At 55.9% G+C, this 23,813-nt stretch carries 15 protein-coding genes; 6 read left to right on the top strand and 9 right to left on the bottom strand.

Translation table 11 applies throughout. The features are described from left to right. The coding region (gene nhaB, locus ACTG39_RS10845; protein WP_439107578.1) for a sodium/proton antiporter NhaB at positions 1–1,223 on the top strand (1,223 nt) is incomplete at its 5' end. Positions 1,224–1,307: 84 nt separating this feature from the next. On the opposite strand, the gene dnaQ is transcribed toward nhaB, so the two are convergent. The 3 genes from dnaQ to ACTG39_RS10830 are packed head-to-tail and all read right to left on the bottom strand — an operon-like array spanning position 1,308 to position 3,303. Further along, positions 1,308–2,030, bottom strand: a complete 723-nt coding sequence (dnaQ, locus tag ACTG39_RS10840; RefSeq protein WP_439107577.1) for a DNA polymerase III subunit epsilon — start codon at positions 2,028–2,030, stop codon at positions 1,308–1,310. Positions 2,031–2,038: 8 nt separating this feature from the next. Continuing rightward, entirely contained in the window at positions 2,039–2,491 is a 453-nt protein-coding gene (gene rnhA / locus ACTG39_RS10835) for a ribonuclease HI (RefSeq protein ID WP_439107576.1), read from the bottom strand. A gap of 29 nt (positions 2,492–2,520) precedes the next feature. Further along, on the bottom strand, positions 2,521–3,303 hold the full coding sequence (locus tag ACTG39_RS10830) for a class I SAM-dependent methyltransferase (RefSeq protein ID WP_439107575.1): 783 nt from the start codon (positions 3,301–3,303) through the stop codon (positions 2,521–2,523). 120 nt (positions 3,304–3,423) lie between these two features. On the opposite strand from ACTG39_RS10830, the gene gloB reads away from it, so the two are divergent. Together gloB and ACTG39_RS10820 are read left to right on the top strand one after the other, a co-directional pair. Continuing rightward, a complete protein-coding gene (gene gloB, locus ACTG39_RS10825) occupies positions 3,424–4,194 on the top strand; it encodes a hydroxyacylglutathione hydrolase (RefSeq protein ID WP_439107574.1) in 771 nt (256 codons plus the stop codon). After that, the gene (locus tag ACTG39_RS10820; protein ID WP_439107573.1) at positions 4,176–5,528 is read left to right on the top strand and encodes a LysM peptidoglycan-binding domain-containing protein; all 1,353 of its coding nucleotides are present in this window, start codon (positions 4,176–4,178) and stop codon (positions 5,526–5,528) included. Before gloB ends, ACTG39_RS10820 begins: the two co-directional genes overlap by 19 nt. Before the next feature lie 183 nt (positions 5,529–5,711). On the opposite strand, the gene ACTG39_RS10815 is transcribed toward ACTG39_RS10820, so the two are convergent. The 4 genes from ACTG39_RS10815 to ACTG39_RS10800 all read right to left on the bottom strand — a co-directional run bounded on the left by ACTG39_RS10815 (position 5,712) and on the right by ACTG39_RS10800 (position 15,999). Beyond that, entirely contained in the window at positions 5,712–8,765 is a 3,054-nt protein-coding gene (locus ACTG39_RS10815; RefSeq protein WP_439107572.1) for an efflux RND transporter permease subunit, read from the bottom strand. Next, positions 8,762–9,868 (bottom strand): efflux RND transporter periplasmic adaptor subunit, encoded by a 1,107-nt coding sequence (locus ACTG39_RS10810; RefSeq protein WP_439107571.1) that lies wholly within the window; start codon positions 9,866–9,868, stop codon positions 8,762–8,764. Before ACTG39_RS10810 ends, ACTG39_RS10815 begins: the two co-directional genes overlap by 4 nt. 162 nt (positions 9,869–10,030) lie before the next feature. Then, positions 10,031–13,348, bottom strand: coding sequence for a UvrD-helicase domain-containing protein (locus ACTG39_RS10805; RefSeq protein WP_439107570.1), 3,318 nt, complete (start codon positions 13,346–13,348; stop codon positions 10,031–10,033). Further along, positions 13,345–15,999, bottom strand: a complete 2,655-nt coding sequence (locus tag ACTG39_RS10800) for a PD-(D/E)XK nuclease family protein (RefSeq protein ID WP_439107569.1) — start codon at positions 15,997–15,999, stop codon at positions 13,345–13,347. Before ACTG39_RS10800 ends, ACTG39_RS10805 begins: the two co-directional genes overlap by 4 nt. 126 nt (positions 16,000–16,125) lie before the next feature. Between ACTG39_RS10800 and ACTG39_RS10795 the strand changes: the two genes are divergently transcribed. Further along, positions 16,126–17,211 carry a 3-deoxy-7-phosphoheptulonate synthase gene (locus ACTG39_RS10795; protein ID WP_439107568.1) on the top strand — a complete coding sequence of 362 codons (1,086 nt, stop codon included), beginning with the start codon at positions 16,126–16,128 and terminating at the stop codon, positions 17,209–17,211. Between the two features lie 6 nt (positions 17,212–17,217). On the opposite strand, the gene nfuA is transcribed toward ACTG39_RS10795, so the two are convergent. Further along, on the bottom strand, positions 17,218–17,793 hold the full coding sequence (gene nfuA / locus ACTG39_RS10790) for a Fe-S biogenesis protein NfuA (RefSeq protein ID WP_439107567.1): 576 nt from the start codon (positions 17,791–17,793) through the stop codon (positions 17,218–17,220). A gap of 237 nt (positions 17,794–18,030) precedes the next feature. Between nfuA and metH the strand changes: the two genes are divergently transcribed. Continuing rightward, positions 18,031–21,696 carry a methionine synthase gene (metH, locus tag ACTG39_RS10785; protein WP_439107566.1) on the top strand — a complete coding sequence of 1,222 codons (3,666 nt, stop codon included), beginning with the start codon at positions 18,031–18,033 and terminating at the stop codon, positions 21,694–21,696. A gap of 24 nt (positions 21,697–21,720) precedes the next feature. After that, complete coding sequence (locus ACTG39_RS10780; RefSeq protein ID WP_439107565.1) at positions 21,721–22,020, top strand: DUF2970 domain-containing protein; 300 nt, start codon at positions 21,721–21,723, stop codon at positions 22,018–22,020. Positions 22,021–22,510: 490 nt separating this feature from the next. Here ACTG39_RS10780 and ACTG39_RS10775 read toward each other — a convergent pair whose 3' ends face one another. Beyond that, positions 22,511–23,671, bottom strand: a complete 1,161-nt coding sequence (locus tag ACTG39_RS10775; protein ID WP_439107564.1) for a serine hydrolase domain-containing protein — start codon at positions 23,669–23,671, stop codon at positions 22,511–22,513. Positions 23,672–23,813 lie beyond the last annotated feature (142 nt).

The raw sequence follows: 23,813 nt of genomic DNA, 5'->3' as shown, positions 1-23,813 counted from the left end.
AAGTCATCCTTCTGCTGATGTTCATGGTCGCGGGCATTTACTTCATGAAGGACCTGCTGTTGTTTGTGTTCACGCGGATTCTTCTCAAAGTGCGCTCAAAAGTTGTCTTATCCCTGCTCTTCAGTTTGGTGGCAGCTTTTTTGTCAGCGTTCCTCGATGCGCTAACGGTAACCGCGGTACTCATTAGTGTTGGCGTGGGCTTTTATTCGGTTTATCACAAAGTAGCCTCGGGCAAGGGGTCTCAGCACGATAGCCATGATCACGGCGATGACGCAGCAGTGCACGCGAACCATCGAGAAGATCTCGAGAATTTCCGATCATTCCTACGCTCATTGTTGATGCACGGCGCCGTGGGCACCGCGCTCGGCGGGGTTTGTACCCTGGTAGGAGAACCCCAGAACCTGCTTATCGCATCGGTGGCTGATTGGGATTTCATCAAATTTGTGACAGTGATGGCGCCCGTAACCATGCCTGTGCTGGCCTGCGGACTAATGACCTGTGCATTGCTCGAATGGTCCGGGAAGTTTGGCTACGGAGCTAAGCTGCCAGAGTCCGTGCGTCTGGTGTTGAACGAGTTTCAGGATCATGCTGATTCGGAGCGCAATTCCCGGGATGTCGCTCGCCTGGTGGTTCAAGCACTTGTCGCTTTGATACTCGTTGTGGGCCTGGCTATGCACTGGGCGGCCGTCGGCCTCATCGGACTCATGGTCATTGTCCTCCTCACCGCCTTTAACGGCATTGTGGAGGAGCATCAGATTGGTCATGCCTTTGAGGAAGCCCTGCCCTTCACAGCCCTATTGGTGGTGTTTTTTGCCATTGTTGCCGTTATCCATGACCAGCACCTGTTCACACCGGTGATTGATGCGGTGCTGGCCATGAATTCGGATATCAGGCCAGGAATGTTCTTTATTGCCAACGGTGTTTTATCGATGATCAGCGATAACGTATTCGTTGCAACGGTATACATCAATGAGGTGAAGGCGGCCCTGGACGCGGGCACCATCAGTCGACTCGAGTTTGATCAGTTGGCGGTGGCTATCAACACCGGAACCAACCTTCCCAGCGTTGCTACGCCCAATGGACAGGCAGCGTTCCTGTTCCTGTTGACCTCGGCACTGGCACCGCTCATTCGCCTGTCCTACGGCCGCATGGTCATCATGGCCCTGCCCTACACCTTCGTGATGGGTGGCGTAGGCCTGGCCTGCGTAACCTTGTTTATCTGAGGTTCCAAGCGGCCTGGAATGACATCCAGGCCGCGTTTCACTATCGCTAAAGTCTTCCCAGACCTCCCAAACAGGCTTGCGAGCTCAGCTGACGCTTTTAACGCGCCTCCAAAGGGGTTCTGCGCCCGCTGCTGCAATGCTGTCGAGCTGAGCCTCGTGTGCAGTAAGCTCTGACTCTGTGGGCTGAATAACCGGCAGACGGGGTCGGTTAGCGGGCAAACGGCGCAGCCCACTGGTGCGACTCCGTCCCTGGCTGTCACCATCGTCTCCCCCCAAGGCCAGCGCGGTCTGACCGCCGGTCATGGTGAGATAGACATCCGCTAGAATCTCCGCGTCCAGCAGAGCGCCGTGAAGGTCGCGGCTGGAGTTATCCACCGCGTAGCGCCCACAGAGCGCATCGAGACTATTGCGCTGCCCAGGATGTCGGCTTCGCGCCATGATCAATGTGTCAGTGATCTCACATCGCTTCGCGAGGGGCACTGCGGCGGCGTCCAGTCTACTGAGTTCGCTATCAAGAAAGCCGATATCAAACGGTGCGTTGTGGATAATCAACTCTGCACCATCGACGAATTCGATGAAGTCTTTTGCCACCGCAGAAAAGAGCGGTTTATCCGCCAGAAACGTTGCGGTAATACCATGGACTTCAATGGCTCCAGCGTCGATGTCCCGTTCTGGATTAATGTAGCGGTGAAAGTGTCGTCCGGTTAGCTGTCGGTTTTCTAACTCGACACAGCCAATTTCAATAATTCTATGCCCCTGGCTTACTTCAAGGCCCGTGGTCTCCGTGTCCAGCACTATTTGTCGCATGGGGGTAATCAGTCCTTTTGAGGCTTGGAGAGCATTTCATCGATAGCCCGATTCGCCAGAGCGTCGGCCCGCTCGTTTCCCGGATGGCCGCTGTGCCCCTTAACCCACTCCCAGGCAATGGTGTGGCGTTCACTCTCGGTCTCCAGGCGCTTCCACAGGTCGGCGTTGGCTACGGGCTTTTTGGCCGCGGTTTTCCATCCTCGGCGCTTCCAGTTGGGTAGCCACTCTGTGATGCCTTTCATGACGTAGGTGGAGTCTGTGACGAGTCGAACATTACAGGCCTCGCTTAATGCTGCGAGCCCCTCAATGGCTGCACTAAGTTCCATGCGATTGTTAGTTGTGTCAGGCTGAGCGCCGTAGAGTTCGCGCTCTTTGTTCGCGAAGGTCAGCAGGGCTCCCCAGCCGCCCGGACCGGGGTTCCCACGGCAGGCGCCATCGGTGAATAGCTCAACGTTTTTCATGCTGTCTCAAGTCTAATTTAACTGCTGGCTCAGGCCGCCAGATCACTGTTTTTGGTTCTGGGTTGCCGCGGCGTCGGCGCCGGGCTTCCTGCCACACTGAGCCCGCGAAAGCTCTCGCGCGCCAGAACGCGCAGGCTTCTGGGTCGTCGAACACCACCGATCTGCTTGATCGCATGAGCGATGTACACACTGCCCCCGGGCAGTTTGTGATCACAAGCCCACGCATCGACCCGCCCTACGAATCTGCGCCAACGTCCTTTACCGGCCAGGGGCACGGGAAAGAGCTGCTGAGCGCTTTCTAACTCGCAGTCCAATAGGCGTAGCCAATCCGTCAGTCGACGGAGACTGACAGGACGATGTCTTTGGCGGCTCCAGAGACTGGCTTTACGAAGACCCTGAGCGTAGTGCGATGCGCCGAGCAAGCTGTAGGGATTAAAGCCGACAACCACCAAATGACCATGAGGCCTTAAAACCCGCTGCATCTCTCTCAAACTGCCATGGGGATGTTCATCGAACTCAAGAGCATGAAACGCAACAAGCGTGTCAACGCTATCACTCTCTAGAGGCAGTTCGTCTCCGTGACAAAACACCGATGCAGTGCGGTCTGTGGCCGCGCTCGCATAAATTTGATGATTGATGGGGCTATCAGCGATGAGGCTCCGACTCGCCAAGGGCCCTATTTGCAAAATATGGTATCCGAAGGACAGTCCCAGCACCGGCTCCAGGCGCTCTCGAATCGCCGCACTAAGCTCTTCCCCGGACTCTCTGGCGTACCAGGATTCCAGAGCTTGGGAAATCTCGATAGACTGCATGTTCGCGATGCTCTTCACAGTTAGGAGAGTAGCCAGTGCGTTGCCCGCATGCAACGTCCGACTACTTCTAACTTGAGGCGTCTCTAAATTCTTTTTTTTGTATCTAGAGAAACACTGCTTATGTCCTCTATCGTCGGCGTTCCTGCCTTTAGCGATAACTATATTTGGCTACTTGAGAATAGCGACCAAACCGCCTTGGTTGTGGATCCCGGAGATGCCCAGGCGGTGGAGATGGCCCTCGAGTCGCGGGGCCTGTCATTGGCGGGCATCCTCATTACCCACCACCACTTTGATCATGTCGGGGGACTTCGGGCGCTGAAGGACAAGTATGGCTGCACCGTGTATGGGCCCGTGAATCCGGCTATCGACGGCATAGATGTGGAACTCGTCGCCGGGGATAGCCTCCCCGTAGGCGACTACAGCTTTCAAGTTATCAGCGTCCCCGGACATACCCTGGACCACATCGCCTACTACCAGGCAGGCGAGTCGCCCCTGCTGTTCTGCGGCGACACCCTCTTCGCCGGAGGCTGCGGCCGTATCTTCGAAGGGAACCCGACAATGATGCACGAATCCCTCAGTCGGCTCGCGGCACTGCCCGCAAACACGGCGGTCTACTGTGCCCACGAGTACACGCTGGCCAATCTGGCATTTGCCAGAGCTGCTGAACCGGACAATAAGCAACTGCAGGAGCGCGAGATTAAAGCTCAGGCCCTTCGCGCAGCAGGCGTCCCAACTGTTCCATCGACCATCGCCCTGGAGCTGGCGACTAACCCGTTCCTGCGCAGCGCCGAACCCAGTCTTGCCCAGGGCCTTGCCGCTGCGGGACGTGATTCGGGCACAAACACCACAGAGGTGTTCGCCGGTCTTCGAGCATGGAAGGATCAGTTCTGAACGTGCTCTCTCTAAGGGCGCCTTTAATCGCCGCCCTGCTCGTGCTGGGTGCCTGCAGCATTCAAAGCGACAAACCTCAGGGGAGCACTGCGTCAGTGACTCCTGCAGCAGAGATTCTGCCACCGGCGAGAGACCCCGGTGCAAGCAAAAAGCTGGGGCCACCGGTGGATCTGTGGGACAGAATACGCCGGCAACTCGAGATGCATACGCTGCACAATGCGCGTATAGGCGCTGCCCGCGAGCATTACCTCGAACAACCGCGCTACTTCGAGATCACTGGTGCCCGCGCCGAACGCTACCTTTACCACCTGGTGAGCGAAGTAGAAGCACGAGACATGCCCATCGAAATAGCATTACTACCGATGGTTGAAAGCGCCATGAACCCCTTCGCGGTCTCCAATCAACGGGCCGCCGGACTTTGGCAAATCATGCCTGGCACGGCAGACGACTTGGGCATACGAAGAGATTGGTGGTTTGACGGTCGACTGGATGTTCGCGACTCCACCAGGCATGCCCTGGACTTTCTGGAGGGCCTGAACGCCGACTTCGATGGCGACTGGCTGCTTACCCTGGCTGCCTATAATTCGGGTAAGGCGCGAGTGCAGCGTGCGATCAAACGCAACGCGAGCAGAGATATGCCTACAGACTACTGGTCGCTTGAGCTTCCCCGGGAAACACGTCGCTATGTGCCGCGATTAATCGCACTCAGCACCATCATCGCCTTCAGCGAGGCTCTGGAAGTCAGTCTGCATAACATTCCCAATTCTCCGGCTTTCGAGATGATCGATACAGGGGGACAGATCGAGATGCTCCGAGCGGCGGAGCTGGCGGGCATTGATCTAATCCAGCTGCGCAACTACAACCCCGGGCAGCTTCGTTGGGCCACGGCGCCCAATAGCGATGGAAAAATTCTGGTGCCGATGGCCGTCGCGCCCTCCTTCGCGGTTTCCATTGCCCAGCTTCCTGACTCCCAGCGAGTGACCTGGCAGCACTATCGTATTCGCCGGGGCGACAGCCTGATTCGCATCGCAAAAAACTTTGACACGCAGGTGGGCTTACTGCGAGAGGTCAATAATCTCGATGGCAATCTTATCCGCGCCGGTGACACATTGATGATTCCTGACAGTGCCGCCTGGCAGGAGAGTCTTGCGCTGGCGCAAAAAGGCAGCACCGGTGTACGCCGAGGCTATACCGTTCGCAGAGGTGATTCGCTCTATGAGATAGCCGCACGTTTTGACGTCACCATCGATAACATCATCAGCTGGAACCAACTGGATCCCCGTCGCTACCTGCAGCCCGGGCAATCACTGACCCTATTCTTGAGCGGAGACTAGGATTACGGTCGCTGGGCATTCGAGGAGTAGTTTTGGAGGAGTAGTTTTGGAAGAATGCTTTCGGAATAGCACAGTGAGGACAGTGCTGAATGCCAGCTCTCCTCTCCTCTATCGCCAGCTCCCCTCTCCTCTCCTCTGTCGACTTCGGCGTCATTACCGCGTTCTTTGAGACCCTCTTGTCCTCTAGGGAGTAGATGCACTCGTATCCTTTTTGATACCAAAGAATACCGCGTACAGCGTGGGCACCACGGTCAGGGTTAGAACCGAGGCAAACCCTAACCCCGCCATGATCGTCACCGACATATTTACAAAGAATACGTCTGACAGAAGCGGGATCAGTCCAAGGATGGTGGTGGCCGCAGCAAGCACTACCGGGCGGGCTCGGGATACCGCAGAATCCAAAATCGCTTCGTAAGAATCCTTACCCTCGTCAATCTGCTGGTCGATCTCCTCTATGAGCACGATGGCGTTTTTAATCAGCAGTCCGATCAGTGACAGAGCGCCGAGCATAGACATGAAGTCAAAGGCCCCGTTGGTTGCCAATAGGCCGGCGCTAATGCCAACGATTGCCAGAGGCACCGTGAGCCAAATGATCAGCGGTTGCTTGAGTTTGCCAAAAAGCACGATGCTGGTAAGGATCATCATTAAGATACCTACGGGCAGAGATCGCCCAAGACCTTGCTGGGCGTTGGCGTTGTCTTCGTATTCTCCCCCCCAGGACAGCGCGTATCCCGAGGGCAGCTCAATCGCCTCGATCTTCGGCCGAATACGCTCGAACAACGGTGGCGCCAGCTCCCCGCTGGGATTGCATGACGCGATAATGGTTTGGATGCGATTGCGTCCCCTTAACAGGGCGTTTTCCCAGTCAGTTCTATAGCCTGATATGACGGCAGACGCAGGGACTGTCTGGCCGAGCACCGCACTCCAGATTTGTACGTCACGAATAGCGTCGACATCCACACGTTCGCTTTCGGTGGCGCGCATCTTTATGGGCAAAACACGATTGCTGTCGCGATAACTACCTGCGGGCGACCCATCGAAGGCGAATTTCATGGCGTTACCGAGGTCCTCGCGGCTTATGCCCAGCTGCCGACCAACCTGTTCGTTGAACACTGGAGTCACTAGCTTGACCGGTGATCGCCAGTCATTACGGATATCAACCGCTTCATAATCATCACGCATGATGGCCTCGGCCTGATCCGAGAGCTCTCTTAGCACTCTTGCATCGGGCCCAGAAAAGCGCGCCTCTATTTTCGCGTCTCGTCCCGGACCAATTCGTAAGGATTTGACGATGGGGTCCAGCCAGGGCGCTTCGTCGCGTATTTTTTCTGCTACACGCTTTTGCAGCGCCGCAACCTGACTTGGATCCTTGGTACGCACAATGATCTGGCTGTAGACCGGTGTGGGCTCTCGAGCGTCATACACCAGGGTAAAGCGCTGATGCGCGCCGCCGATCACTGTCGTTGTCTGGAGAACTTCCGGCTGCTCGCGGAGAAAATGAGAGATCTTTAAGGTGTCATTCCGGGTTTTACGAATATCCGAACCCTCGGGCTCATAAATGTCGACAAAAAACAGCGGAGTGCTCGAGGCGGGGAAAAACCCGCTTTTGACCTGCCCAAATCCCACGACGCCCAGCACAAACAACCCGGCAACGAGCAGCAAGGTAAAGCGACGATAATCCACCGCAAAGGCCACAACTTGCCGGTAAGCTCGAAAAACCTTGCCATCATAAGGGTCAAGGTCCTGCTCGGGTCCACCCGGCTTAAGAAGCAGCGCGCATAACAGCGGAGTGGTGCTCACCGCTGTTATCCAGCTCAGGGATAACGATATGAGAATGACGTAGAACAGGGAGCCCGCAAACTCACCGGTGTTATCGGGCGATAGTCCAATGGCGGAAAAGGCAAGAATACCGATCGCCGTGCCACCCAGCAGCGCCCATATAGTCTTGCCTACCGCTTCGGTTGCCGCATCAATCGCTTTCATACCGGACTGCATGCGTACCTGCATCCCTTCGGCGACAACAATGGCATTGTCGACGAGCATTCCTAAAGCAATAACCAAAGCACCGAGAGATATACGCTGTAATTCGATACCGAAGAGGTACATGATTAACAGCGTGCCGGCGACGGTAATCAGTAATACGGACCCTATGATCAAACCGGTGCGGAGTCCCATAAACAGCAGCAGCACGGCGATCACAATCGCGACCGCTTGAGCCACACTGACAATGAACCCGCCCACAGATTTCTCCACCTCCGCTGGCTGGTCATAAACCGCATCGAGAGACATGCCAATGGGGATCAGCGTCTGGAGCTCGGCAATGCGTTCACTTAAGCGCTTGCCGACCTCCACAACATTTTCGCCCTGGGCCATGCTGACCCCAACGCTGAGCGCTGACTGACCATTTTGGTAGTAGAGCTTCACGGGAACCGCCTCGTAGGCGCGGGTGATCGTGGCGATATCCTTTAATCGCAGGAGATTTCTATCCTGAGAAGAGATCAAAAGGTCTCCAATCTCCTGAACGGAGTCGAACTCTCCGGTAGGCTTAATCCGCAAATAGTCATCGCCTACGCGCGCATTACCCGCATCAACAACAGAGTTTTGGGAGCCAAGAACACCGGCGATAGTGGCGGGATCAATACCCAGCTCCGCAAGCTGCGAGCGTGATACGTCGACGTACACAACTTCCTGTTGTTCGCCGTCGATGGATACTTTGCGGACCCCTTTGACGAGCACTAGTTGCCGCTTTATGTCATCCGCTACGTCATAGAGATCCCGCCAGGTATAACCCTCTCCAGTGAGCATTAAATAGACGCCGTACACATCCCCAAAGTCGTCAATAACAATAGGTGCCTGGGCGCCGGGGGGCAGTTTTGGCCGAACATCAGTGACTTTTCTGCGCAGCTCGTCGAATACGTTGGGCAGCTCTGCTGCGCTGTACTCGTCTTTAAACTCGATGGTGATATCGGACAGGCCCGGTCGCGACACTGACATCTTCAGCCGTTTGAGCTGGGGCAACTTCTGGATAGCGTCCTCGAGATGGTAAGTGACCTCGTCCTGGACTTCCTGAGCGGAGGCCCCGGGGTACTGGGTGATGATCTTGGCCATTTTGATGGTGAAAGCAGGATCTTCCAGCTTGCCCATCTTCTGAAAGCCGAAAACTCCGCCAAAAACCATGATGACGATGACTAGCCATGAAATTACCGGCGTTCTGACCGAGTAGGCAGCGATGCTCATAGGGGCATGCTGACGTTGGCTGCCGCTTCCCGAGGAATTGCCTGCTCTCCTCCAGCCATTCGTGTAACCCGCATGCCATCAGACAGATAGCTGGCGCCCACGGCGACAATCTCTTCTCCACCGCTTAGCCCGGATAGAACCTCGATCATGTCCCCGGACACTCGGCCCGTTTCGATGCTGAGACTTCGAACCTGCATTGTCGCTTCATCAAAAACGAAGACTCTAGGAGACAGCGCCGCATCGGCCTGAACCGCTCGTGCAGGCACCCAGGTCACAGCATCACTGGGAACCAGACCACTGAAATCCAGTTCTACCTGAGCGGTCATGCCCGGCAGAACCGTAAATTCGTCGGGCTGCGGCATGCTGAATCTCATGGCAAATGTTTGCGTGTCCGGGTCGGCGCGCGTTGCGATTTCCTTGATTTGAAGCGCGTAGCTAATGTTTGGGCGATTATCAAAAGACGCCATCGCACGGACTCTTTCAGCGCTACTCTCTTCGATGTTTGCGTTGGATAGTTCGTCCTCGCCCCCGCTAGTCACCGAGCGGATAACTGACTCCGGCATTGCAATGATGACGTCGAGCAGTTCCGTGTCCTGCAGATACACGATGCTCTGCTTAGCACGGACTTCTTCGAAATTATCAACATACCGTCTTGCGATGCGGCCGGTGAATGGCGCGCGCAAAGTTGCATAGCTAACATTGGCCTTTGCTTGAGCTAACGCTGCCCGTGCAGAGCGAAAATCCGCCTCCATACGATCGTAATCCAGTTGGGAGATACTGCCAGACCCGATGAGCTCCCCGGCGCGATTGAAATTTCGCTGGGTGTTCTCAAACACTGCCTCACGATCCTCGAGCGTGTTGTTAAAGTCTGTGGCATCCAGTTGGGCAACAATCTGCTGGGCCTCTACCACGTCGCCCTCCCTGACAGGCAAAGCTTCGAGCTGCCCAGCGACTCTGAAGGAGAGCTCAGCTTGCGTGGCTGCCTCGATGGTCGCGGGAAACTGTCGAATCTCAGCCCCCAAACTCGTGTCCACGGTGAACAGCTTTACGGGCCGAGCAGCAGCACTCTCCTGAGGTGGGGGCGGCTCAGAGCAAGCCGCCAAGGCGAACAGCGAGACACTGAGGGCAGTCCGCAGTAAAAGACACGGGCTGAGACCGCGACTTTTAGACCAGCGTTTACCAACTAAGAATAGTGAAGTTTTCATGACCGGGGCACGCTCGTCATTGGAAGTCCGAAGATTATAGAAGGGGCTGTGGCTTTTTGACTAGCGCGGCGACGGCAGCCACTCTGCGTGACGCCCCAGCGCCGGGAAATACAGCGCGCAGCGAATGGGCCCACCGAAGCGACTCTGCAGCGCCTCAAAATACGACTCGAGTTGTGAGCCGTAGGTCTGCAACTGTGTTTCCAGAAATTGCGTCTCAGTTTCATTGCTACCGGGAGCACTGGTTTTGTAGTCTATAACCCAGCGCTCTCCAGTGGCCTCATCGAGGAACATGTAATCGAGAATCAGCTGTTGGGCGCCCTCGCTAGTGACTTGCGTTAGAGCCAGCTCTGCGGCCCTCTCGCTGCGCTCGGACGAAAGCATCCAGCGTCCCCAGGGGTCAGCCAGTAATCGATCCAGCATTGCACGACCATCATCGAGCAACTTGCTGAGTCCCTGGGCGTCGGCACCCGCCTCTATCAGCGCTACGCGGAGCAGCGCCTCTAACGGTGGATCACAGGCATCGGGTAATTCGCGTCGATAAGTTAAAGCTTCGAAGCAGCGGTGAAGCGCAGTGCCGAAGGCTCGGGCAAGACGATTCTCCGGTAAATTGAGTCCCTGCCCCGGGAGTTCCTTAGCAATGGCTGTGATCTCAGGCAAAGTAGAGAGGCGACGATAGTTGCCAGAAGCCCGGTCCTCGACCTCCGGACCCAGAGGTACAAAAGCAACCTCAGCGTTATCCTGTATTGTCGGCCAAATCACTTTTAGCAGCGAACCTTTTTCCGGTGGCTTATGCTCGCCTTTCTCTTCGTCCCACTTCAGACTCCCGCCGAGCCAGAGATAGTCTGCGGCGCGAGTGCAGCCAACGTAAAAGAGCCGCGTCGCCTCAGTGTCACTCTTCTGTTTCGCCTGCGCCTTCAAAAAGTCATATAGACGGGGTTCGCCCGCACCCTCCGCGTTATCGCGAATATCCATGAGAAAGGTCGGGGCTGAGCCGGGCAATACAAACTCATCCCAGAGTAGCAGTTCCGCATCCTGGCCCCCGGTGCTTTTGGCCAGCGCAGGAATAAACACCCAATCAAATTCTAAACCTTTGGCTTTGTGCAGGGTCATCACCTCAACCTTACAGCGTTCGTCACCGGGTGATGCGTAGAGAGTATCGACCGCCTCACTTAAGCTGCGGCCGCTCAGCGTTTGTTGGCTTGCCTCTAATTGCTCCAGACACTGAAAAAATCGTTCTGCGTCGAGGATATCAGCGTCGCTGGCAAGACTGGACGCCCCAGACAATAACAGCCAGGACTCTTCGACGAGGACCCTCAAGGCGAGGCGCTCACGGTAGTGATCTGCCCAGTGAAGTAAGCCTTTTAAGCTGAGGACACGTTCTTGGCCGATGTCTGACATTTGATTAAACGCCGAAGACTGAATAAAGGCATCGCCACGTAACTCCGCCGCCGAGGAACAGTGCAAGGACATCAACAATAAATCCGCGTTATCCATTGCGATGGAAGGGTTTCGAAGCAGAGAAAGCCACGCGAAACGGTCAAATTGGTCACACAGGACGGTGCTAAGCGTAAGCAGGTCACGCACCAGCATGCGCTGCGACAAGGTATCAAGGTCGCGGGCTGCAACCTCAATACCCCGCTCTCGAAGCGCGGCTAGCACGGGGCGTAGCTGCGTGCGGGAGCGGCCAAGTATGGCAATGCTCTTCACCTCGTCGTTACAGACTCCTTCTTCCAGCTTGTCACAAAGGGCGTCGATCTCGGCCTCCGCGGCGCCGTCGCCGGTGAATAGCGCAATTTCCGGTGCGGCGATGCTGTCCCGTGCCGCGGCTGCTGCTCGATACTTCACGGCGCCCAGTTGAGGGTCATCGGCAGCGGGGAAGCCGACCTGGAAGTGTTCATTCGTCCATCCCACCAGGCCCGCCTGACTCCTGAAGTTGACGCTTAGATCCACACAACTGAGTGGTAGATCGCCCATCCCTTCGTTGCGTGCGCGGATGAACAGCCCGACGTTGGCCTCTCTAAAGCCGTAAATCGACTGCATAGCATCACCAACGAGCAGCAAGGTGCGCGGCGCCGCGGGGTTGGCAACGTTGTATTCTTGCCATCCGCGGGTTAAACGGCGCACCAATTCAAACTGCACTGAAGATGTGTCCTGAAACTCATCGACCAGCAAGTGCTCTATGACATGATCCAGGCGCAGTGCAAGATCCGTGGGCTCCTCGTCAGGGCCAAGAGCCGCCAATGCTGCCATGGCTATTTGCGCGTGATCGACTTCTCCGCGTTGCTGAAAGACGAGCAATAGTTCGGCGCCTAAACGGGGAAGGAGCCGCGTCACGGCTGTCAGCACGTTCCAGTGCTCGGGCTCATCGTTTACGTCGGGTAAGAGTAAAACCTGTTGCAGTTCAATCAGCAGAGCAGCGTCACCTTCGCTGGACAAGGCACTCAGCAGCGCCAGCATCTGTGCTTTACGATCAGCCGCCTCGCCCTTCCCCGGGGGGAAACCATTCTTCACATTGACTGTTTTGCGCCAGTCACCTTTACCGGTGAGCAACAGTTCCGCAACAGAGCGCCATGCGCCGAGATCCTTTTCTTCGTGAGTGAAAATCACTTCCTGCCCCAATTGCTCCTGACGATAGGCCATGAGATCAAGGAGCTCGTTAACATGCTTATCGAGGCGACGCTCGAGCTCATCCAGACGAAAGCGCACCAGTGATTCTGTGATCTCTATAAGGCTATGGCGCTCAGCGGCGCCTAAACCCGCTCCGCCAAAAACCGGCTGCCACTGTTCCCTGCGCTGCAGGAGCTTAGAAAGCAGCTCAACCGCACTGTCCCAGTTGTTATCGAGGTGAAGAAGCAGAGTGTCGATATCGCTATCTGCTCCCTGCCCGCGCCGCGACACTTCCCGGTCAAGAAATCGCGAGATCGCCTCGCGATAGAGGGGGCGACTGTCGTCCGTTGCTGTCACCTGCCCTCCGCAGCCGCTGAGCACCGGCATTTGGCGAGTGAGGTACCCACAAAAGCTATCGATGGTCTGAATTCGAAGACGCGACGGGTTCTCCAATAGTCCCCACGCTAAAGACTGATCGTGTTCCGCCACCGCCTGCGCCGCGCTCAGGAGCGCCGCTTCATGGGGGTTGTTAGCGACAACACCCTCCGCTGCATCGCGAAGGGCACCGACGATACGCGCGCGCATTTCCGTGGCTGCTTTTCGTGTAAAGGTGATCGCTACGACACTTTCCGGTTCACTTACTCGCGCCAGCAAACCCAGGAATCGACGCACCAGTAAACCGGTTTTACCCGATCCAGCGGGGGCACTGACGCAGAAAGACCGCTGTGGATCTACGGCAGCCTCCCGAGCGCTGTGATCAACTGGGGTCATGTCAGCTCCTCACCCAAACGGCAAAGTGCGAAACGTTGGCAGTAACGACAGGCTTCCTTGGTGGGATCTACCGGGCTATGCCCTGCGACGAACTCATCTGCAAGCACGGAGAGCTCCCGATCCCAGTGCTCTCGCAAAGCGTCCATGCCACCGACTTCATCGTCCTGCAGATATTCTTCGGCACCTACGACGCCTTGAACAAACTCCCGCTCGCCAATGCCCTTGAAACCCTCGCTGCCAGGCTTCAATGACGCATAGGTGATTCCCGCGGCGACAGGTCGCAGCAGGGCGTAAAGCGGAAGCTGGGGACGCGACGGACGTTCGCCCAGCCATTGGTTGACGCTGCCAATTGCACCACTCTTGTAGTCGATAATGAGCTTGCTTCCATCGCTTAACGCATCGATCCGATCCACGCGCAGACGGAGCCGCAAATCGCCGAGCTGGTGCTCTTGAGGATCCTCCCGGGCAATCACCGTAAAGTCTTCACTGCGGTCCTTTTCAGAGCTAAGCCATTTGCGCAAGACACGCTCCAAGCGCCGCATCTCCAGTGCCAATATGTCGTTGCCCAGCACATCGAGACGCTCCTTGATCAGGCCCTGTTGAGCATACTCAAGCGATTTTTCTATATGGACCGCCAGAGACTTGTCGTCCTGCGCAGCGAGTTGTTTACTGTCGTGGAGCTCGCCCCAGATATGAAATAGAGCTCTATGCAACATTGTTCCCCGCTCAGACGACAAAAGACCCACGGCGAGGCCTGGCGCCTGAACCGCCGCCAAGCGTGTTGCCGCGAACGCCTGAAAGGGACAAGCGGATTGCTGCTCCAGCACATTCGCGCCGACACTACGATGGGCATGTTCTTCTTCGCTTAGCGCCACCGAGCCAGGAGAGATCTTATCGAACTGCGCAGCAGAACTTTGCTTTGCCCAGCGGTCTGCAGCACACCAGCTTTCAGAATCTGACTGTTCCGGCGCTTGCGCCAACAGTGGGCTGGGTAAGGCATGGACACCATCGAGCTGATTGACGTAACTTGCCTGGATTTCTCCAGCGCCCGACAGCCACTGCTCCCATCGGGTGTTAGCCCATCGTCTCTCCCAGGCAGCATTGGCATGGGGCATATCCTGCTCTCGCTGCAGCCCGTGGGGTAAATAAGGATTTGCTTGTGCCGCCGCGGGCCAGCGGGCTGCACTCATGCCGGTAATCCACACGGCGTCAAAGCTAAGCCCCGTGGTCTCAAGGGGACCTAATACCTGAACAGCCTGATCCTCCGTGCGCGGTTGAAACTGCTGTTCACTCAGCACCTCGCGAAGGCTTTGAATAGCCGCCGGTAAGGTCAATGCGCCAGTGTATGGATCCAGGGTAGCGAAAAGGTCCAAAGTCTCATGCCACTGCACAGCCTGTTGGTACTCCAGCGAGTCCGGGGCCGTACCCAGGGGCCAACCCCAGGCCGCAAGTATCGCCCTAAAAGGCTCCAACCATTGGGAAGGCGGACGAGCGCGTTTTTGCCAGGCGCCGTTAGCCTCGAGCTGCATAACCGCATCCCAGGGGGTACTTGCAGCTTCTTCAAATACATCGTCCAGAATGCTGCGCATGACACGCTGGGGCACACGCTCCACCGCCAGCTCCCGGAGCCGCCTTACAGAGGCCTCCTGTTGACCGCTGTGCAGCCTGAGGGGAGTGACAAATCTGGACTGCAATGTCGCTACGACGCTTTCCACGTCGACCTCTAGGAGGCTGAGCTCCAGTATCCGTAGCGCGTCTCGAACCAATGGCACCCGATCGAGGGTAAAACCCGTCGAGAAATTCACCGGCAAGCTCGCGTATTCCTGCGTCAGGCAGCCAAACTCCTGACGAAGGCAGTACTCCATGCGGTCCCGTTCCTGATGCATATCAGACAAAACCACCGCGTAGCGCCCGAGAGGATCATTTTCTCTCTGCTCGCGACACCACTTCGCTGCCATTTGCAGCTCTGCGGGACTATCGGAAAAGGTACGCGTTGGTTTTATCTTTGCACTGCCCGCTTGCGGGGCAATGTGTTGCCAGGCCGGTGACGCCTCGCAAAGCGCTTGGTGAAGCGGTGGTAAGTCATCCTGACTGAGAAGTGCCACGGACTGATCAAGAGCCTCGGGACAGTCGAGCAATAGCTCCAAAGCCTGTTCCGGAGTCATTACGTCCAGCTCTGCCAGTGCCTCGCGAAAGCTGCTCTCCCAGCGCAGGAATGCGCGGGAGTCCTCGTCAAAACTAAAAGCCTGGCGAATGGCCGGGTCTTCCAATCTTATTCTCCAAAGGGCCAGCCGCTCGCTGGCTTCCTGACTGAGCATTGCGGCGCGCCCCGTACTCAGCAGGGAAAAAGGAAGCTCAGTGTCCGCGTCGATGATCCTGCGCCAGATGAGTCGTTGGGCTGTTACGTCCACAAGCGTTGCGGGAGGCAAAAATCCACGCGTTACCGCATGCCGCCAGCGTTCTATCCAGTACTGCCGCAGTGGGAGCACGGTGCTGCTATTCCACACCTTTTCTCCATGAGCGCGACGGTACTGCTGTTCGGCGTCACGAACAGCGCGACTGAGGCGTCGGTTGGGCGTCAACACCGCAGTCCCATCAGCGAGGAACCCAGCGATACTTTCTATATCAGCAAAAAGGGGACGCAAACTCATGATGTTAGTCTCACAATCACGCACGGAGTCTGTCTATTCATTGTCGCGTCCCTGCATTACACTCCCGCGCCTCAATTCGTCGTCACCCGTCAGTCAGCAAACCCGCACTCTAGCAGGATCGTTTTCATGAGTAACAATGTCCACAACATCAATGTCGCCTCACAAGACATATTGCCAACGCCAGCTGCGCTGAAGCAGCTTGTGCCATTGACAGAAGCGCTTGAAAGTGCGGTCACCGAGAGCCGCCAGAGCGTATTTAATATTCTTGATCGCAGCGACCCACGACTCCTGGTCGTGGTGGGCCCCTGCTCGATTCACGATACGACTGCGGCGATGGAATATGCCAAGCGATTGAACACCCTCGCCAAGGAACTGAACGACACCTTGTTCATCGTCATGCGGGCGTACTTTGAAAAACCACGAACCACCATCGGCTGGAAAGGCCTTATCAATGACCCCTACCTTGATGATTCCTTTCAAATTGAAGAAGGCCTAACGATCGCGAGACAGTTGCTTACGGACGTTGTCTCTCTGGGCTTACCGGTATCTACCGAGGCCTTGGACCCGATCTCTCCGCAGTATCTTCAGGACTTGATCTCCTGGTCTGCGATTGGTGCCCGGACCACGGAATCCCAGACACACCGCGAAATGGCCAGTGGGCTTTCGTCGGCTGTCGGGTTCAAAAATGGCACGGATGGCGGGCTTACTGTGGCTGTTAATGCAATGGGCGCCGCATCTCAATCTCATCGCTTTTTGGGAATCAACAGTCAGGGGCAGGTCTCCGTGTTTACCACCCGGGGCAACCCCTATGGGCACGTTGTCCTGCGCGGTGGAAGCACGGGCCCCAACTATGACTCAGTCAATGTAAAACTCTGCGAGCAGGCTTTGGAGGCAGCAGATATGCCTCAAAACATCATGGTTGACTGCAGTCACGCCAACTCCAACAAAGATCCATCGCTGCAACCCCTGGTCGCCGATAACGTCGCAAACCAGATTGTTTCAGGAAACCAGTCGGTCATTGGTCTCATGATTGAAAGTCATCTGCATGGCGGAAACCAAGGCATGGCAAGTAATGCCGACGACCTGCAGTACGGGGTTTCTATCACTGATGCCTGTATTGGCTGGGAAAATACTGAAGAGTGTCTGCGGGGACTGCACGGTAAACTCAGGGATGTGCTCCCCCGGCGCTTGAGCAACGCTGGTTCGAACTGATTACGATCAATAGAAGGCGTTGCTGCGATCTGAGTGATCGGTCATGTCGCGCACGCCTTTGAGCTGAGGTAGTTGTTCCAGCAGGGTTTTCTCAACGCCATCTTTGAGAGTCATATCAACCGCACTGCAACCCTGACACCCCCCTCCAAAGCGCAATACCGCGAAAGCGTCATCGGTGACCTCCACCAGTGACACCTCACCACCGTGAGCGGCCAGCGACGGGTTTACTTCGTTATAAAGCACGTAGTTGATTCGGTCTTCGATGGGCGAATCATCACTGACCTGAGGCATTTTGGCGTTGGGCGCCTTGATAGTGAGTTGCCCCCCCATGCGATCCGTGGAGTAATCCACCAGAGCATCCTCGAGAAACGGCACGCTGCGTCCATCAAACCAGGCGGTTATCTTTTCAAAGGGATGCTTCACATCATCTTCCAACACATCGCCCTCACGGCAATACGCAATGCAGGTCTCAGCGCGAGCTGTGCCCGGCTGATTGATGAACACGCGTACTCCCAGGGCGTCGTCCTGCTTACCCAATAGTTCGGCAAGATATTCCTGGGCACTTTCAGTAATGGTTAGCATCAACTATGTCCACACGGTTCTTGAGTGAATTACTCAGGTATTATAGCGGGCCTGTACAGGGTCGTCACTGTTTCCCAGGAAAAGCCTCGCAACTTTCCCTTAAGTTGTGCCCTACTGACCATGCTCCGGCGACCACGATCTGCTATCATCCCGCCCCGCATTTGTGCGGGCAGATGCCCTTTATCTGCATCTGCGCGTAAACCCCCTTACATAGAAGCCACAGGCTGAGTCACAATCATGAATCTTTTCACTCCCCTTCCCGGCCCTCTGGCCGATGCTCTGCGCGATCGAATTTTGGTTATCGACGGCGCTATGGGGACCATGATTCAAGCAGAGGGCCTGCAGGAAGCGGACTATCGTGGCGAACGCTTTGCTGATCACGCGGGAGATCTAAAGGGCAATAACGACCTTTTGTCGATTACCCGTCCGGATGTCATTGAAGGTATCCACAGGGCTTACCTTCAGGCTGGCGCCGATATCGTCGAGACGAATACCTTCAATGCCACAGCCATAGCACTCGAGGACTATGGTCTACAGGCGATCGCAAGAGAACTGAACGAAACCTCGGCCCGAGTCGCACGTAAAGCTGTGGATGCAATGTCTGCAGAAACCCCTGACAAGCCGCGTTTCGTCGCCGGGGTCCTTGGCCCAACACCCAGAACCGCATCTATTTCCCCGGATGTTAACGACCCCGGTGCCAGAAATGTCGATTTCGCCCGGCTTAGCGAAGATTACGCAGAGGCCACCCGCGGTTTACTTGATGGCGGTGTCGACCTCCTGATGGTAGAGACCATTTTCGATACGCTGAATGCCAAGGCGGCAATCTTTGCTATTGAGTCCGTTTTCGAAGAACGGGAGCTACGCCTCCCGGTCATGATCTCGGTTACTTTTCCCGATGTCAGTGGCCGGAACCTGTCGGGCCAAAGCCCTACGGCATTCTGGTACTCCGTAGCGCATGCCCGTCCTCTGGTTGTGGGGAGCAACTGTGGCAGGCGCTTTCTCGAAGTGCGCCCGTTTCTCGAAGAACTCTCAAAAGCCACCGAGGGCTACTTCAGCGCGCATCTTAATGCAGGACTCCCCAATGCCTTTGGTGAGTACGACGAGGCTCCGGAAGTCATGGCTGCGGAGTTCAAGGACTTTGCAGAACGAGGCTTTGTTAATCTAGTGGGTGGCTGCTGCGGTACGACGCCGGCACATATCCGCGCTATCGCAAATGCTGTAACGGGGATAGCGCCCCGCTCCCTGCCCTCTAATCCCCCTGCCTGTCAGCTGAGCGGTCTTGAACCATTCACCTTTGACGATGACAGCCTGTTTGTAAACGTGGGTGAGCGTTGCAATGTGACGGGCTCGGCACGCTTCAAGAAACTCATCCTGTCGGGGGATTATGAAACGGCGCTGGATGTGGCGCGCACTCAGGTTGAGGACGGTGCGCAGATCATCGACGTGAACATGGATGAAGGCATGCTCGATGCCAAGGAAGCCATGGTGACATTTTTGAATCTCATCGCGTCAGAGCCTGATATTTCTCGCGTTCCCATCATGATCGACTCCTCGCGCTGGGAAGTTATTGAGGCGGGCTTGCGCTGCGTCCAGGGCAAGGCGGTGGTTAACTCCATCAGCCTCAAAGCGGGTGAAGAAGAGTTTCTCGAGCAGGCGGGACTCTGCCAGCGCTACGGCGCGGCGGTAGTCGTTATGGCGTTCGATGAGGATGGTCAGGCCGACACCGTGGCCCGCCGCCAAGAAATCTGCCAGCGAAGCTGGGATCTGCTGCGAGAGCGTCTGAATTTTAATCCCAACGACATTATCTTCGATCCGAATATCTTTGCCGTTGCTACGGGTATCGAGATTCACAACAGCTACGCCGTAGATTTTATTGAGGCTACCCGCTGGATTAAAGAAAGCCTCCCCGGCGCCAAAGTATCCGGCGGAGTGTCGAATGTGTCCTTCTCCTTTAGGGGAAACAATCCAGTCCGCGAGGCCATTCACTCGGTCTTCCTGTATCACGCGATTCGAGCGGGTATGGACATGGGTATCGTCAATGCGGGCCAACTCGCCGTGTATGACGAGCTTCCAGCAGAACTGCGCGATGCGGTAGAAGACGTTGTTCTCAATCGTCGTGACGACAGTACCGAGCGCCTTCTCGAGATTGCGAGCAAGTATCACGCCGATGGCCCGGCCACGGTGCGCGTCGAAGACCTCGCCTGGCGCGATGAGCCGGTCAAAAAGCGTCTTGAGTACGCTTTGGTTAAAGGCATCAACGGCTTCATTGAAGAAGACGCCGAAGAAGCGCGACAACAGGCGGCCCGGCCTATCGAAGTGATCGAGGGACCGCTCATGGACGGTATGAACGTTGTCGGAGATCTTTTTGGTCAAGGGAAGATGTTCCTCCCCCAAGTGGTCAAGAGTGCTCGCGTCATGAAGCAGGCAGTCGCCTACCTGCAGCCCTATATCGAAGACGAAAAAGCTGAAGGCAGTACCAACGGCAAGATCCTCATGGCCACGGTCAAAGGCGACGTTCACGACATTGGCAAAAACATTGTTGGTGTTGTCCTGCAGTGCAACAACTACGAGGTCATTGATCTCGGCGTGATGGTGCACTGCGAAGAAATCCTTCGCGTGGCGAAAGAAGAAAATGTCGACGTCATTGGTTTGAGTGGGCTGATCACGCCTTCGCTGGATGAGATGGTCCACGTCGCCAGCGAAATGCAGCGCACAGGCTTCTCTGTACCGCTCATGATTGGAGGTGCGACAACGTCTAAAGCCCATACCGCTGTGAAGATCGAGCCCCATTACGAGAACGATCTTGTGGTCTATGTGCCGGACGCATCGCGAAGTGTGTCCGTTGCATCGCAATTGCTGGGCGAGCAGAAGTCAGGATTCGTCAATGAGCGTCGCGAAGAATACATCCAGGTCCGCGAGCGCATGGCCAACCGAAAGCCCAAAGCCAAGCGGCTGTCCTACGAAGCTGCTCTGGCAAACCGGGCCGTTCTCGACTGGGACAGTTACCAACCGCCTACGCCGACCTTTACCGGTGTGAGGGTTTTCACGGAAATACCTCTGACTGATCTCATCGACACGATCGACTGGACGCCGTTCTTTATAACCTGGGAGCTGGCTGGTAAATATCCTAAGATACTCGACGATGATGTTGTTGGTGAACAGGCGCGTGATTTGTTCGCCGATGCTCAGGCCATGCTCAAAAAGATTGTGGACGAAGATTGGCTGGAAGCGCGTGCCGCCATCGGTTTTTGGCCTGCCCACAGCGATGGTGAAGATGTTCTGGTAGAAACCGGCGAGACCCCGGCACCGCTTCGGCTTCACCACATGCGCCAGCAGACCGAAAAAGCCAACGGGCAGCCGAACTTCAGCCTTAGCGATTTTATTGCTCCAAACAACGATCACATCGGCGGCTTTTGTGTCACCACGGGTCATGGTGTTGCAGAGCGCGCAGCGGCCTTTGAAGCCGAGCACGACGATTACAGTTCGATAATGCTCAAAGCGCTGGCTGACCGCTTGGCGGAGTCTCTCGCCGAGCATATGCATCTGCGAGTACGTCAGGAGTTCTGGGCATACGCATCCGATGAGCAACTGTCGAATGAGGAACTCATCCGCGAGAAGTACCAGGGAATACGCCCGGCACCGGGTTACCCTGCCTGCCCTGACCATACGGAAAAACGCGCCCTCTTTGACCTGCTCCATGCGGAAGCCCGCTGCGGCGTCACCCTGTCAGACAACTATGCGATGGAGCCCGCGTCGTCCGTCAGTGGATGGTATTTCTCTCATCCCGAAGCGCGATACTTCGCTGTGGGTAAAATCGGCGAGGATCAGTTGGCGTCCTTGGCGTCACGAAAAAGCATGAAAACTGCTGAGCTGGCCCGCTGGCTGTCTCCCAACCTGGACTAAGGCTCCCAGCCGTAGGGGAATGCTATGACAATGGATGTTGATACCGCAGACAAATCTCTGGATGAAGATTGCATAGAGCGGCGAAATGACGTCAGTGGCGTGGAAGGTTCCAAGGAACAACAGCAGTCAAAGGACGCGCTGAATCCGCTACAGGTAATCAGTAGTGTCTTTGCGGCGGGCTTGGGTGTTCAGAGCAGTAAAAACCGCGAGCGCGACTTCAAACAGGGCCGCGCAGGCACGTTCATATTTGCGGGTTTAGTATTTACGGCGCTGTTTATTGGCGCCGTCTACACGGTGGTGAGTATGGTGCTAAGCAGCCGCTAGATAACAGCTGCCTCGGATGAGCAACTGTGCTCGGGCGTAGGGAGTGTCTATTAACTGACTAGCTAGGCATTCCTGCCAGCCAAAAAGACACTGTGGCCACTACAACGGTCATGATCACAACGGTCGCGACCGCGTCAGCCGTGCTGTCTGGTTTTTGAGATCCGCTTGCCGCCATGCTGAAGTATCCTCGTTTTTTGGAAATGTTCGATAAAAAGCTTGCTAAGTAAGCTTGTTAACTAAAAATTACTAACTACAGCATCGGAGCTAAATATCGGAGCTAAGTGTAGTGGCTGTAGCTTTGTAACCCGATGGCAGCGCGGCCACCCAGAAGCGCAAGTATTCTAGCATTTAGGCCCGTCTGCCCCAAGCTCTGTTTACTGTTCACTATTCCCAAAGCATGAGCTGAAGCCTAAAGACCAAAGCCCTAAGCCCTAAGCCCTAAGCTCTAAGCCCTAAGCCCTAACCAAAAGCACTCACGTTGAATTGCGGCTCAAAGCGTTTCATAGACAGCGCTTTCCATTTCAAAGAAGAGTTCCGATGACGCCTTGTCCGCAAAAGGCAAAATTTGACTGAGGTACGCGCCGCCGATCCCATTCTGGCGATCAATCCAATAGTAACTGTTGGCCAATCCTGCCCACATGAGGGTCCCTACAGGCCTGCCGGTAAAACCTGGCGTCTCGTTAATCTGGAAACTTAAGCCCCAGGACTTGGGCTCTCCCGGAAAAAACTCGCCATCGTTAGTGATTGCCGGAGCACAGGAGCGCATCGGCTTAACTCGCAGTCCGCCGATTTGATTGCTGCACATCTCTGCCACCGTGTCTGATTCAAGTACTCGTGTGCCGCTCAACTCACCGTCATTCAAAATCATACGTATGAACTTACCGTAGTCCCTCATCGTGCCTTTTAGTCCTCCGCCGCCTTCATCAAATTCCCGCTGATCTTTCTGTTCCAGTGGTGTAGGCGTAAGAGAGCCGTCGGGTGAGCGAATATGCAGGCTTGCGGCTCGCGCAAACATCGAATCCGTGTAGTCAAAATGGGTATCGGACATGCCCAGAGGGCCTGTTAAGTGGGTATCAAAATAGCTGCCAAGGGACTGACCAGAGGCCGCCTCCACCATCTGGCCCGCCCAGTCAATGCCAATGCCGTAGCGCCACTGCGTACCCGGATCGAACATCAAGGGCTGCAGTAAGGCGGCCTTTAACTGGCTTGCGATACTGGGAGAGCCCGTTTTCTCGAGCCAGCGAGTGCAGGCTTCATCCCACATGTGGTAACTGTAGCCCGAGGTGTGCGTCAGCAACTGGCGCAAGGTAACTGCCGTGGCAGGCGCTCGCGTCACAGGCTCGCCGTTGTCATCAAAACCATCAAGTACGCGGGCTTCTCCTATCTTCGGGCACACAATGCCGGCAGGGGCATCCAGCTCCAGCAGCCCCTTTTCTACCAACTGCATCGCCGCCGCTGCCGTCAGGGCCTTAGTCATGGAGAAAATCTTTCCCACAGTATCAACGGTCATTGCCGTGCCTTTCCCGAGCTCTCGCTCTCCAAAGCCGCCTTCGTAAACAATCCCTTCACGGTTTACGACTATGGCTGTGACCCCGGGTGCAGCGCCCTGGTTGACCCCGTTTTGTAAAATTGTGTCCAAGCGTTGCTTCATAATCTGCCATCGTCTCTTCTGGAATCGCGGATTCTGGCCTATCGCCCGCAACTGTCAAGAAAATGCGCCGAAGGACCATAACTAAACAATCCAAGCTTATGAAAAACAAAGATAAATGAGTATCGGCAGCTTTGCTAAAGTG

This window comes from Congregibacter sp. (assembly GCF_965662665.1).
GTDB lineage: Bacteria > Pseudomonadota > Gammaproteobacteria > Pseudomonadales > Halieaceae > Congregibacter.
Note: the sequence above shows the minus strand (reverse complement) of the source record. Positions and strands in the feature narration are given on the sequence as shown.

What these genes read in the sequence shown, in the direction of transcription:
- dnaQ (WP_439107577.1), bottom strand. Translation starts at nt 2,030, where the DNA reads ATGCGACAAATAGTGCTGGACACGGAGACCACGGGCCTTGAAGTAAGC.
- rnhA (WP_439107576.1), bottom strand. Translation starts at nt 2,491, where the DNA reads ATGAAAAACGTTGAGCTATTCACCGATGGCGCCTGCCGTGGGAACCCC.
- ACTG39_RS10830 (WP_439107575.1), bottom strand. Translation starts at nt 3,303, where the DNA reads ATGCAGTCTATCGAGATTTCCCAAGCTCTGGAATCCTGGTACGCCAGA.
- gloB (WP_439107574.1), top strand. Translation starts at nt 3,424, where the DNA reads ATGTCCTCTATCGTCGGCGTTCCTGCCTTTAGCGATAACTATATTTGG.
- ACTG39_RS10820 (WP_439107573.1), top strand. Translation starts at nt 4,176, where the DNA reads ATGGAAGGATCAGTTCTGAACGTGCTCTCTCTAAGGGCGCCTTTAATC.
- ACTG39_RS10815 (WP_439107572.1), bottom strand. Translation starts at nt 8,765, where the DNA reads ATGAGCATCGCTGCCTACTCGGTCAGAACGCCGGTAATTTCATGGCTA.
- ACTG39_RS10805 (WP_439107570.1), bottom strand. Translation starts at nt 13,348, where the DNA reads ATGACCCCAGTTGATCACAGCGCTCGGGAGGCTGCCGTAGATCCACAG.
- ACTG39_RS10800 (WP_439107569.1), bottom strand. Translation starts at nt 15,999, where the DNA reads ATGAGTTTGCGTCCCCTTTTTGCTGATATAGAAAGTATCGCTGGGTTC.
- ACTG39_RS10795 (WP_439107568.1), top strand. Translation starts at nt 16,126, where the DNA reads ATGAGTAACAATGTCCACAACATCAATGTCGCCTCACAAGACATATTG.
- nfuA (WP_439107567.1), bottom strand. Translation starts at nt 17,793, where the DNA reads ATGCTAACCATTACTGAAAGTGCCCAGGAATATCTTGCCGAACTATTG.
- metH (WP_439107566.1), top strand. Translation starts at nt 18,031, where the DNA reads ATGAATCTTTTCACTCCCCTTCCCGGCCCTCTGGCCGATGCTCTGCGC.
- ACTG39_RS10780 (WP_439107565.1), top strand. Translation starts at nt 21,721, where the DNA reads ATGACAATGGATGTTGATACCGCAGACAAATCTCTGGATGAAGATTGC.
- ACTG39_RS10775 (WP_439107564.1), bottom strand. Translation starts at nt 23,671, where the DNA reads ATGAAGCAACGCTTGGACACAATTTTACAAAACGGGGTCAACCAGGGC.